Raw genomic sequence first — 12,001 nt, forward strand, 5'->3', positions numbered from 1 at the left:
TGCGGGAGGCGTCAGACGGGAATGAACTTCCCGTCGTAGCGCACGCGAAAATTCCGGCGCTGGGCATCTTCCTGGAAGCAGACAAACACCAGTTCGAGATCGTGCGTGCTGCTGCGTCTGCCAAGCAGGCTCAGCGTGATCACGATCACGCCGCCATAGGTGCGTGTCAGGTTGATGGCCGCGCGTCGGATTTCGTTAGTGCCGGCATCGTCCCGGTCTTCGCGCCGTTCGTAAACCTGCCAGTAACGCGCGCTTTCCCAGGCGGACCGCAATGCTTCCGTTATCTCCGCCTTGAACTCGTCTACCGACCGTCCTTTGCTCCATGAAACGGTCCGCTCGGTGTGATCGCCAAAGATATCGAGATAGCCGTCATAGTCGTCCGGATGGGAAAAACACCGCTCGATCATTCCGAATGCCACGTCGTCGGAAATTGCTGCCTTAAAGAAAATCGTCATCGAATCGCAACCCTGCCTTGAGCGCCTATGTTGTCAAAGCGTCAGCGGCGTATCCAGTCCCCCGGCGTCTGATCGCTGCCGGGCGAACAACTATCATGCCTCTACAGTGACTTGAACCGGCTGACATCCTGTCCGTGAAAGGCTCTTACGTCATTCGAAGTCGATATCCGAGGGAAGGCTGGTGGATTGGAAATAGGGGTGTCGTGAAACAGCAGATGGGGTTCGTCGTCGTGCGATCGAACAGTCCGGTTGCGAGATCTTCCACGCCGCGAAGAAGATGGTGGGTTGAGGTGGCAGCAAGCAATGGCTATGTGGAGCGCTCCCTCTTCAACGAACGACAAGGCCAATCGGGATGATCCCAGAGTTTCTCGTCACCCATTCCGGTGGCTTCCATGCCGACGAGCTGTTGTCCACCGTCATCCTCACGCGGCTTTTTCCAGAGGCCCGTCTCGTCCGCAGTCGGGCTGCGGAATGGATCAGGCCCGGTGCAGACCGCATCATCTACGATGTGGGCGGCCAATATGACGCCGCCGCCGGTATCTTCGATCATCATCAGCGCGGTGCGCCGCTGAGAGCGGACGGCCAGCCCTATAGCTCGTTCGGACTGATCTGGAAGCATTATGGCCGCGACTATCTGGCCGCTTCAGGCGTTCCTGGAGACCATGTCGAGGCGGTCCATGCCGCCTTCGACGCCCGCTTCGTGCTTCCGGTCGACCTGATGGACAATGGCGCGCTCGATCCGTCCGTTGCCGGCCCGCTCGCCGGGCTCACGCTGCCGGCGCTGCTGGAAACCTTGAAACCCGTTTTCGACGAGGCCGGCCAGGAGGCTGAGGATCGCGGCTTTCAGGCGGCCTTGGCGATCGCCCGCACGCTCGTCGAGGCTGGCGTAGCGCAACGCGCGGCAAAACTGAGGGCCGAGACGCTCGTCCTTCAGCAAATCGCCCAGGCCGGCGACAGTCGAATCCTCGAGTTGCCGATGGGCATGCCCTTTCGCCCGGCCGTCGTGAAATCTGGCGCCGATCATTTGTTGTTCGTCGTTCATCCGCGCGAAAAAGACTGGTGCCTGACGGGCATCCGCAAGGCCGATGAGGGCTTCGAGCTTCGCGCAGACCTGCCGGTGGCCTGGGCCGGTCTGACCAACGGCGAATTGGAGGCGGTCTGTGGGGTTGCAGGCGCGCGCTTCTGTCACAATGGCCGCTTCATCGCGGCCGCCGCAACGCGCGAAGCGGCCCTCGCCATGGCCGCGCTGGCCGTTGCGGAGGCCACTTCGTCCGCCGTGGAAAACAGGGCGTAAGCTAGGACCTTGTGTCGGGCGGCTTTGCCTGGCCGGAAACGGTATCAGGACCGACCGCGGCGCGATCGGTCGCATGAAGCGGCTTAGCGCTAAGTTTTGGGGCCCGCGGTTTTGACGAAATCGACGAAGGCGCGCAGCGCCGCCGGCATTTGCCGCCGGCTGGGGTAATACAGATAGAAGCCGCCGTAATAGGGGCACCAATCCTCGAGCACTCGAACGAGTTTTCCTTCTTCGACGAGCGATCGCACCTGATCCTCGAAGGTGAAGGCTATGCCGGCGCCCGCAAGCGCGGCGTCCACCATCATGTCCTGGTCGTCGACGATCAGAGGGCCGCTCACCTCAACCTGAAGTTCCACACCTCCGCGCTCGAACTCCCAGGCATAAAGCCGGCCGCTGCCGAAGCGCAGTCCGACACACGGCAGTTCCCTCAGGTGATCGGGAGCGGTTGGCTTGGCAAAGCGCTCGAAAAAGGAAGGCGTTGCCACGATCGCGGTGCGCTGGCGTGGCCCGATCGGTACGGCGATCATGTCCTGTGCGATGACTTCGCCGAAACGAACGCCGGCATCGAAGCCCTCCGACACCATGTCCACCAGGTCGTTGTCGACGACGATCTCGATGCTGATCTTCGGGTAGGCTTCGAGAAAACGCGCGACCAGAGGCAGAAGCACCATCTTTGCGGAGGCGCGCGCCGCATTGAGTTTCAACCGCCCGACAGGGGTGCCCCGGAAGTTGTTGAGGTCGTCCAGCGCATCCTCGATGTCGCGGAAGGCAGGGGCGACCCGGGCGAGCAGAAGTTCGCCTGCTTCCGTCAGCGCGACGCTGCGGGTGGTTCGGTTGAAGAGACGAAGATCGAGGCGTTCTTCAAGAGCCTTCAGGGCATGGCTGAGCGCCGATGGCGTGCAGCCCAGTTCGTCTGAGGCGCGGCGGAAGCTTCGATGCCGGGCCAACGCCAGGAAGGAAGACAGATCGGAAGGCGATACGGTTCTCATTGTTGAATGGTACTCATTAGATCAGGGAGAATCCAGTCGATTATCTCAGCAGATGTAACGGGGTAGAACCTTCTCAGCCGCCGACGATGGAGCGGCGAAACAACAGGAGGTTCACATGCATACTTGGTTCGTCACCGGGGCTTCTCGCGGATTTGGTGCCCTCATCGTTGAAAAGGCGCTCGCCAAGGGCGACCAGGTCGTCGCGACGGCGCGCAATCCGAAGGCGATCGTCGAGCGTTTCGGCGCGCAGCCCAATCTTCTGGCCGTGGCGCTCGATGTCACCGACGAGTCCCAGGCGCATCAGGCCGTCGGGCAGGCGATCGCACGCTTTGGCCGGATCGATATTCTGGTCAACAATGCCGGCTACGGGCTGCTCGGTGCGGTCGAAGAGGCAAGTGGTGCCGAGATCGAGACCCTCTACCGCACCAATGTCTTCGGCTTGCTGGCCGTCACCCGTGCCGTGCTGCCGCATATGCGCCGCCAGCATTCGGGACGCATCCTGAACTTTTCGTCGATCGGCGGATATCGCAGCGGGCCCGGCTTTGGCGTCTATTGCTCGACGAAGTTTGCGGTCGAAGGCTTGACCGAGGCACTTGCGGCAGAGCTTGCCCCGCTCGGGATCCATGCCACGGCGATCGAGCCCGGCTATTTCCGCACCGACTTCCTCGACTCGACCTCGCTCAGCGTCAGCCCGATCGAGATCGACGACTACGCGGAGACGGCCGGTGTCGTTCGCAGCAAGGCGAAGGACATCAGCCATAACCAGCCGGGCAACCCCGATAAGCTGGCAGAGGTGCTGATCTCGTTCGTCGACGCAGAAAATCCGCCGGTGCGGTTGCCGCTCGGCAGTGACACGGTGGCAGCGATCGAAGCCAAACACGCATCGGACGCCGAGCTTCTGGCCCAATGGCGTGCCGTGTCCCTCTCGACCGATTTCGACCCGGCCGCATAAACGTTGAGGCAGTCGGCCGCTTCCTCAGGCCCCGCCATGATGCGGGGCCTTCTCGTTGCCAGGCCAACTTAGTTCGCGCCGACAGGCTTGAACTGTCGCCACTGTTGCAGATCACTTAACCGTTCGACGCTGCGCCTTCCTCCGGGGTCTGCGACCTCGAAGGTCGGGTCGCCAGCCAGAAGATGAGCGAGGCAAGGCTGATCACCGTGCCCATCAGACAGACGCCGCTCCATCCCGCATGCGCGTAGGCGACGGTGGAAAGGGAGGATCCGATCGCGCTGCCGAGCGAGTAGAACAGCATGTAGCCAGCCGTCAGCCGGTTCTGCGCTTCCGGGCGGACCCGGTAGATCAAGGCCTGGTTCGTGACGTGGACCGCCTGGAGCCCGAAGTCGAGAACGACGACACCGGCGATCAGCCACAGAATGGACTGGTCCAGCAATGAGATCGGCAGCCACGCAATGAGCATGAGCGCGAGTGCAATGCCCGTCGTCGTCTGGCCCAGTCCAAGGTCGGCCCAGCGGCCCGCGCGAGAAGCAGCCAGTGCCCCGGCGATGCCAGCCAAGCCGAAAAGACCGACCTTCGTATGCGACATGGAGAAGGGCGGCGCACTCAGCGGCAGAACAAGCGGGGTGAGCAGCGTCGTCACGTTCGCGAAAATCAGCAGGGCGATCACGCCCCGGGTGCGCAGCACCGGCTCTTGCCAGATCAGCTTGAAGGTGGAGCCGACAAGGCGGGGGTAGCTGAGCTTGCTCGCTTCCCGCTTCTGGTGTGGCAGGAGCCGATGCAGCAAGACGGTGATAACAAGCGTCACGGCACACGATGCGAGATAGACCGATCGCCAGCCGAGGAGATCCGTCAGAAGACCTGCGACGGTGCGGGCGGACAGGATGCCGATCACGATGCCGCTGGTGACGAAACCGACCACGTGGCCACGTTCAGATGGCCGGGCCAGGCTGGCCGCATAGGCGACCAGGGCCTGCGTCAGGACGGCAAGCATGCCGACGGTCGCGATCGAGGCCATCAGCATTTCCGTGTTGGCTGAAAGGGCCACGAAGCCGAGCGCCATCGCCGAAAACAGCGATTGGGCGATGATCACCCTGCGGCGATCGAAAAGGTCGCCAAGCGGAACAAGCAGGATCAGGCCGAGCGCGTAGCCGACTTGCGTCGCCCCGACGATCAAGCCGGCACCTGTTTGTGAAAGGTCGAGATCGGCCGCCATCACATCCAGCAGGGGATGCGCAAAATAGGCGTTGGCGACCGCAAGGCCGGCGGCAAAGGCAAAAAGGGTCATCATCGGGCGCGTCAACGCAGACACCACAACACCGGCATTTGGGCGCACGCCATCGTTTGCGGCGTCGCTCGACGCCGCAGCAGCTCTACCATCCATTGGACTTCTTCCTTATTTCGGTTTAATAATGAAACCAAGCAATGGATACCAATTTGGTTTTATAATGCAACCAAAAATCTCGTGGAGCGGGAGAGGAGAGTTCGTATGGTGGCGCGCAAAAGCCTCAAGGGCGACTACTGCCCGAGCGCGCGATCGCTGGACGCGATCGGCGACTGGTGGTCGCTGCTGATCGTGCGCGATGCGTTCGAGGGACTGAGGCGCTTCAGCGATTTTCACAAAAGCCTCGGCATTGCCAAGAACATCCTGACCGATCGTCTGCGCACGCTCGTCGACCGCGGCATTCTCGAGACGGTTCCCGTGGACGGGACGAAGGCGCGGGTCGAGTATCAGTTGACGGCCATGGGGCGGGACCTGTTTCCCGTGATGGTTGCCTTGAGGCAGTTCGGTGAACAACACCTCTTTCAGCCCGGCGAAGAGCATTCCCTGCTGGTCGAAAAGGAAACCGGGTTGCCGGTAAAGCTCGATATCCGCACGCAAGATGGCAGGCCGATCGGTGCCGCCGAGACGGTCCTGATCAAGGTTCCCGAAGACTGATCGGGTCTGCAACGATCCGCACAACGACGACAAACTGATCGTCGCCCGCCGGACAGCTGGTGCGTGTTTTCGGTGTTCTCCGGCCGGCGACGCGTGCCGGCGAAGCTCTCCGGGGCGTTGTGCCTTCAACCTCGATACAAAGGTGAGACGAACCGGGCAGGTTGGGCGCTCGACTGCCGTTTCGTTGGCCATGGCGAGAAACCGGAAAAACCGCCATGTTCGCCATCCCTGCCGCGTCCGGTTGACACGGTTCGCGCTCGGTTGGGTAATAGTCCTGCCGGGAAAAAGTTCCGCGCCTGCAACGGGATACGGGTGCCCGATCGCAGGCGCATGCGTCAGTCGATCAAGAGCCGCGAAAGACCGCTGCGAACGGCGCAACTCTAAAGCACGGTAACAAGAAGTACCTAGATGGCGGCGGCACCTTGGCGGTGCCGCATGACGGTGAGCGGATCGCCGCGTGTGGCACGGCTGGCCTTGCCGGCGGTACTGCCGGCTAGACGCAATCCAGCTACACCTGGACGAAATGGTCCTCCCCGACCTGCCGGTAACGCCGTTCGGCCGGAATATAGTCGGGGGCGCGCAAGGGGCTCTTGAGCTCGTCGCTTGCAACGCCGCGGCGGGCATGGCGGCGTGTCGGATCGGCAATCGGCACGGCGGCGATCAGCTTCTTCGTATAGGGGTGCTGCGGGTTTTCAAACACCTGGGCGCGCGACCCGATCTCGACGATTTCACCGAGATGCATGACCGCAACGCGGTGGCTGACACGCTCGACCACGGCCATGTCGTGCGAGATGAAGAGGTAGGCAAGACCGAGGCTCGCCTGCAAATCGAGCAGTAGGTTGATGACCTGCGCCTTGATCGAGACGTCGAGCGCGGAGACGGATTCGTCGGCGACGATGACCTTCGGGTCGAGCGCAAGCGCCCGGGCGATACAGACGCGCTGGCGCTGGCCGCCAGAGAATTCATGCGGGTAGCGCGCGGCCATCTCGGCCTGCAGCCCGACCCGTTCCAGAAGGTCCGCAACCTTCTCGCGCGCCTGTCTGGCCGTGCCGAGCCTGTGCTCGAGAAAGGGTTCGGCGATCGCGGCCCCCACCGTCATGCGCGGGTTGAGGCTGGCAAAGGGATCCTGGAAGATCATCTGCATGGTGCGGCGCATCTCGCGGAGCCGCTTGCGGTCCATGGCCAGAACATCCTGTCCGTCGAGCCTCACCGAGCCGCTTTCCGGCTCAATCAGGCGCATGATGGCGCGGCCGGTCGTCGACTTGCCGCAGCCGGATTCGCCCACGAGCGACAGCGTCTCGCCCGGCTGCAGGCTGAAGGAGACGTTCTCGATCGCGTGCACGCGGCCCTTGAGCTTGCCGAGAAGGCCGGCGTGGATGTCGAAGCGCTTGACGAGGTTCTTGACCTCGAGGATCGGCTTGCGGCCGGATTGAACCGTATCGGTGGCTTCGGCTGAGGCTGTCGGCAGGCCGGTTGCCGGGTCGACGACAGGAAAGCGCATCGGCTGGCTCTCACCCTTCATCGAGCCGAGCATCGGCACGGCCGAAAGCAATGCGCGCGTATAGGGATGTTTCGCCCGGAGGAAGATGTCCTCCGTGCGTCCGGTTTCGACGGCGTCACCACGGAACATCACCACGGTACGATCGGCGATCTCGGCAACGACGCCCATGTCGTGGGTGATGAAGAGCACCGAAGTGCCTTCCTCCTCCTGCAGCACCTTGATGAGGTCGAGGATCTGGCCCTGGATCGTCACGTCGAGCGCCGTCGTCGGCTCGTCGGCGATCAGAAGTTTCGGGCGGCTGGCAAGCGCCATGGCGATCATCACGCGCTGGCGCATGCCGCCGGAGAAACGGTGCGGATATTCGTCGAAGCGGGACGCCGCAGAAGGGATACGGACCTTTTCGAGCAGGCGAATGGTTTCTGCGCGGGCGTCGGCCTTCGACATGGGCTTGTGGCACAGTAGCGCCTCGGAGATCTGGTCGCCGATGGTGAACAGCGGATTGAGGCTGGTCATCGGTTCCTGGAAGATCATCGCAACGTCGTTGCCGCGCACATTTCGCATCTCGCTTTCGGGCAGATCGAGGATGTTGCGCCCGCCCATCATCACCCGTCCCTCGATGCGGCTCGTCTCCTTCTGCAGGAGCCGCATGATCGAGAGCGAGGTGACGCTCTTGCCCGATCCGGATTCGCCGACGATCGCGACGGTTTCGCCGGGGGCAACCTCAAAGGAGATGTCGCGCACGACCGGCTTCCAGGCGCCGTCGACCAGGAATGAGGTGGTCAGGTTCTCGACGGAGAGAACGGGCGCCGTCGAACGGTCCTGCTGAGCTTGGGTCTCGGTCATATCGGCTCCTCCGCCTGGTATTGTGCGTCTCGTCGCTTTCGGATGCTGAGATCAGTCGGGCCAGCGCAGCAGGCCGGCGAAGCGGCGGGCGTTGCGCTCGCTGAGCGAGGTGGCAATGATCTCGTTCGATGCTCTCGCCTTGTCGAGTTCGTCGGCAAGGCGGCTTGCGACGATCTTCTCCTGACCGGGATGCAGGTTGCAGGGGTCCAGGTAGAAGTAATTATGTTCGACCTCGTGGTCGCGCACGATGATCGGTGGCGCGCCGCGCGCGAGCGCATCGGCGAGATCCCAGGCGGTGATGTGGGCCTCCTGCGGATCGATGGCGACGCGCAGACGGTCGAGTGGGTTGTTGGTCGGATCGGCCTCGATTACCGGCTTGATGCCGGGACGACCGCTCAGCGTCTCGTACCAGAGGTTCAGGTAACCGGTTTCGCGTTCGCGGATGCCGGCATGGTCGCGCCTCTCCCAGGCTTCGAGTGCCGCCATCACGCCGAGCATGCTTTCCTTGCCGACCTTCATGCCGCGGCCGATGCCGAGGTTCTGCAGGAAGGTGTTGCGCACCAGCTCCTTTCTGCCGGCGACGATGCCCGAGGTCGGGCCGCCCAGGAACTTGTGGCCGGAATAGAGCACGATGTCGGCGCCCTGTTCGAGGAAGATGCGCAGATCGTACTCAGAGGCAGCATCGACGATGACGGGGACGCCCTTCGAATGGCAGACCTCGGCAAACTCCTTGAGACCGACGAGGCCGTACTGCACGACGTGATGGGAGACGACATAGATGGCGCAGGCCGTGTGCTCGTTGATCGCACCTTCGATATGATAGCGATAGGCCGAGGTCGCCTGGCCGACGAGCACCGGTTTGGCGCCGGCGATGCGGATGGCCTGATCGACGGGGGCGCCGTAGCTCACCACGTGGCCCATCTGGATGATGACCTCGTTCTTGAGGCCGGTCGTATCCGGCAGGCGCTCGATTGCCGCGAGATTGTTGCCGGTCATGGTGCCGGCGACGGCGAGGCTGATGCCCGCGGAGCAGGAAGCGGTCACAAAACCGGCCTCGGCACCCGTTAGCCGTGCGATGACTGGGCTCACCTTGCGCTGCAGATCGTTGATCTCGACAAACTGCGGCAGTATGCCTGTCATTGCGGCAATCGCTTCCGGGACCACGATCGATGCCCCGAGGCTGGTCATCGTGCCGGAGACGTTGATAACGGGACGAAGGCCGAGAGCTTCGCGAATGTCACGGTCAGGCATAGTGGTCTCCATGTGATTTTCTTGTCGTCGAGGCGGCTAGACTATTCCGTTTTCGCGGAATATCTACCATAGTAATGAAGTATGCGTGAGGCGTTTCGCCGTACGGTCCAGCCGTCTTGAGCGGACCTGCATGGCTGCAGCCTCGCATTTCGCTGTCGATATAAGATCCAAGCCGCGCGGGAGTGGAGCAGTGGACAAGACGACGACCGGCGCCGAGCCGAACGACGACATTGAAACGACCGGCAAGCCGCGCCGTTCGCGCGTGAGCGGCATGGACCGTGCCTTGCAGGTTCTGGATTTCCTTTACGAGACCGGCGCCCCGAGCGGCGTCTACGCCATCGCCAAGGCGGTCGGTGCGCCGCTGTCGACGGCTTACGTCATCGTCGACGACATGGTCGAAAAGAACCTGCTCAGCCGCGATGCCGATGGTCTCGTCTGGCTTGGCGACCGGCTCTATCACTATGGCCTGGCCTATGCCCGCTCGCTCGATTTCCTCGGCGTTGCCACCCGCGAGATGCACGACCTCGGCCGTGTGGTTTCCGAGACGATCCAGCTTTGCGGTCGCGACGGCGACTATATGCAGGTGCTCGCCATGGCCGACGGTCCCGGTCATTTCCAGGTGACGTCGCGCGTCGGTACGCGCGTGCCGCTCAACTGGACGGCCTCCGGCCGGCTGCTCGTCGGCCATCTGCCGGCCGATGAACGGCTCGAGCTTTTCCGCCGCTGCGCCCGCACATCGCCGACCGGCCGCGCCGATATCGACCCGGCGACCCTTTCCGCCCAGGCCGAAAGCGCGCTTGCCGCGCGGCTGTCGATCCAGGCGGGTGAATCCGATTATGCGGTCGCCTGCGTCGCCGCGCCGATCCTCGACGACAAAGGCAATTGCGCCGCCACGATCTCGATCGTGCTGCCGGAGCAGAAGATCCTCGACGATCGGGCGTTTTACGCCGATCACGTCAGGGTTTCCGCGGAGCGTATCGAGAAGATGATGGGCTGGCGCAGCCATTGATCCGACCTCCCGTCGTCACTCGTGCAGAGCGACGATCGCCTCGATCTCGACGGTGATGTTGCCGGGTAGAGACCCGAAACCCACCGCCGAGCGCGCATGGCTGCCGGCCGCTCCAAAAACGTCGATCATCAGGTCCGAGCAGCCGTTGATGACACGCGGATGCTCGGCGAAGTCCGGTACTGCGTTGACCATGCCGAGGATCTTGACGATGCGCCTAACCCGTCCGAGATCGCCCAGCGCGTCGTGCATGACGGCAAGCAGGTTGATGCCGGTCAGCCGCGCATGGTCATAGGCGCTGTCGATATCGACATCCGCACCCACCTTGCCTGCATGCAGATGGCCGTCGACCTCGCGTGGCCCCTGGCCCGAAAGGTAGAGGATGTTGCCCTCGCGCACATGCGTCACGAAGTTGGCGATCGGCGGCGGCGCCGGTGGCAGGTCGATGCCGAGGGCCCGAAGCCGTTGATACGGGGAGGCAGCTTCGGGGCCGTCTTTCTTCTGATCCAGACTGTTCACGCGATGTCCTGTCATTTCTGTATTCGGTGGCCTTGGTTCAGCGGTAGCCGTAGCCATGGCTGTGGTCCGGGCATTCGACGCGCTGCGGCTGATAGCGGGTGGCCGTGACCACATCGGTGCCCATCACTGCGTAACGCGGTTCGAAGAGGCGATTGAGGTGCGCCTCTGCGCCGAGTGAATCGAAGACCCGCAGTTCGGAGTCGACGAGGTCGAAGAGGGTGAATTCGGCGCGAGCGCCGACAGCGAGCAGATTGTCCATCGGCAAGCGGATCACCGAGGCCGGCGCGTGGGTTACGGCCTCGACCACTTTCTCGAAGGGCATGCCGACGCTGAGGAGTTTCGACATGGTGGTGCCGAGGTCCCAGACGGACTGGTTCATGCTGCGCAGATGCACGTCGGTGGAGATCGAGAAGGGCAGGAGCCCGCGGGCGATCGCGACTTCTGCGACGCGGAAGGAGAAGGAGGCGCCGCCATGGCCGATGTCGAGGCGGATGCCTTCGCCGGCGCAGCGCTCGGCAAGTTCGAACAGGTCCTCGTCCTCGATGATGCTCGACCCTGCCTTGCCGTTGAAGCAGTGGGTGACGATGTCGCCGGGACCGAGGATCTCCAGCACCTCGTCATAGAGCGCCGGCGGCTCGCCGACATGGACCATCATCGGGACCTTCAGAATCTTGGCGATCTTCTTGCCGAGCTTCACCGGCGTCACGCCCCAGGAACCGGTGATGACGTGGCTGGCGCGGACTTTCAGCCCGACGATGTGCTCGCGGTTTTCCTGGTAGCAGGCAATGATGCGGTCGATGTCGATCGAGCGGATGTCGGAGAGTTCGCTGACGCGATTGCAGGCGACGAGACCGATCGAGCCGAGATTGAGGAACGCCTTGATGCGCTCGCGTGCCGGCTCGATGATATATTCGCGGAAGCCGTGGAAATTGGCTTCGCCTGCCGAACCCGCGTCGACGATAGTGGTGACCCCGCGCTCCATGCCGCAGAGCTGCGGGCGCACGGAGATGTCGGTGCCGCCATGCCAGACATGGGCGTGAAGGTCGATCCAGCCGGGGGAGATCCAGGCTCCCTTGCCTTCAACGCGGCGCGCTCCGCCGGGAGCTTCGATGTTCGGGCCCAGTGCCGCGATGCGGCCCTCGCCGTCGACGAGAATGTCGATCGTCTCAGTCGGCGCCGCCATGCCGAAGGCGACGGGCTTCACCTGCCGGATCAGCACGGGATCGGCGCTGGGAGTTGCGTTCGTCAT

At 63.1% G+C, this 12,001-nt stretch carries 11 protein-coding genes; 4 read left to right on the plus strand and 7 right to left on the minus strand.

The window, feature by feature from the left end:
• Positions 1-11: 11 nt before the first annotated feature.
• Positions 12-455 carry a hypothetical protein gene (locus ACQ5BM_RS07245; protein WP_429809612.1) on the minus strand — a complete coding sequence of 148 codons (444 nt, stop codon included), beginning with the start codon at positions 453-455 and terminating at the stop codon, positions 12-14.
• Positions 456-807: 352 nt separating this feature from the next.
• Here ACQ5BM_RS07245 and ACQ5BM_RS07250 point away from each other — a divergent pair, with 352 nt between their 5' ends.
• A complete protein-coding gene (locus ACQ5BM_RS07250) occupies positions 808-1,749 on the plus strand; it encodes an MYG1 family protein (protein ID WP_429809614.1) in 942 nt (313 codons plus the stop codon).
• Between the two features lie 89 nt (positions 1,750-1,838).
• On the opposite strand, the gene ACQ5BM_RS07255 is transcribed toward ACQ5BM_RS07250, so the two are convergent.
• Positions 1,839-2,738: a LysR family transcriptional regulator gene (locus tag ACQ5BM_RS07255; RefSeq protein ID WP_429809616.1), complete on the minus strand. Its 900-nt coding sequence runs from the start codon at positions 2,736-2,738 to the stop codon at positions 1,839-1,841.
• Positions 2,739-2,853: 115 nt separating this feature from the next.
• Here ACQ5BM_RS07255 and ACQ5BM_RS07260 point away from each other — a divergent pair, with 115 nt between their 5' ends.
• Positions 2,854-3,690, plus strand: a complete 837-nt coding sequence (locus ACQ5BM_RS07260; protein ID WP_429809618.1) for an oxidoreductase — start codon at positions 2,854-2,856, stop codon at positions 3,688-3,690.
• A 115-nt stretch (positions 3,691-3,805) separates the two neighbouring features.
• Here ACQ5BM_RS07260 and ACQ5BM_RS07265 read toward each other — a convergent pair whose 3' ends face one another.
• Positions 3,806-5,077 (minus strand): MFS transporter, encoded by a 1,272-nt coding sequence (locus tag ACQ5BM_RS07265; RefSeq protein WP_429809619.1) that lies wholly within the window; start codon positions 5,075-5,077, stop codon positions 3,806-3,808.
• A 105-nt stretch (positions 5,078-5,182) separates the two neighbouring features.
• On the opposite strand from ACQ5BM_RS07265, the gene ACQ5BM_RS07270 reads away from it, so the two are divergent.
• Positions 5,183-5,632, plus strand: a complete 450-nt coding sequence (locus ACQ5BM_RS07270; RefSeq protein ID WP_429809621.1) for a winged helix-turn-helix transcriptional regulator — start codon at positions 5,183-5,185, stop codon at positions 5,630-5,632.
• A gap of 508 nt (positions 5,633-6,140) precedes the next feature.
• Here ACQ5BM_RS07270 and ACQ5BM_RS07275 read toward each other — a convergent pair.
• The gene (locus tag ACQ5BM_RS07275; RefSeq protein WP_429809623.1) at positions 6,141-7,976 is read right to left on the minus strand and encodes an ABC transporter ATP-binding protein; all 1,836 of its coding nucleotides are present in this window, start codon (positions 7,974-7,976) and stop codon (positions 6,141-6,143) included.
• Between the two features lie 51 nt (positions 7,977-8,027).
• Positions 8,028-9,227, minus strand: a complete 1,200-nt coding sequence (locus ACQ5BM_RS07280) for an aminotransferase class V-fold PLP-dependent enzyme (protein ID WP_429809625.1) — start codon at positions 9,225-9,227, stop codon at positions 8,028-8,030.
• Between the two features lie 271 nt (positions 9,228-9,498).
• On the opposite strand from ACQ5BM_RS07280, the gene ACQ5BM_RS07285 reads away from it, so the two are divergent.
• The gene (locus ACQ5BM_RS07285; RefSeq protein WP_429809839.1) at positions 9,499-10,236 is read left to right on the plus strand and encodes an IclR family transcriptional regulator; all 738 of its coding nucleotides are present in this window, start codon (positions 9,499-9,501) and stop codon (positions 10,234-10,236) included.
• Between the two features lie 15 nt (positions 10,237-10,251).
• Here ACQ5BM_RS07285 and ACQ5BM_RS07290 read toward each other — a convergent pair whose 3' ends face one another.
• Both ACQ5BM_RS07290 and ACQ5BM_RS07295 read right to left on the minus strand, forming a co-directional pair.
• Positions 10,252-10,767, minus strand: coding sequence for a RidA family protein (locus tag ACQ5BM_RS07290; RefSeq protein WP_429809627.1), 516 nt, complete (start codon positions 10,765-10,767; stop codon positions 10,252-10,254).
• A gap of 22 nt (positions 10,768-10,789) precedes the next feature.
• Entirely contained in the window at positions 10,790-12,001 is a 1,212-nt protein-coding gene (locus ACQ5BM_RS07295) for an amidohydrolase/deacetylase family metallohydrolase (protein ID WP_429809629.1), read from the minus strand.

The sequence above is a fragment of the Ensifer sp. B1-9 genome, from assembly GCF_050474445.1.
Taxonomy (GTDB): domain Bacteria; phylum Pseudomonadota; class Alphaproteobacteria; order Rhizobiales; family Rhizobiaceae; genus Ensifer.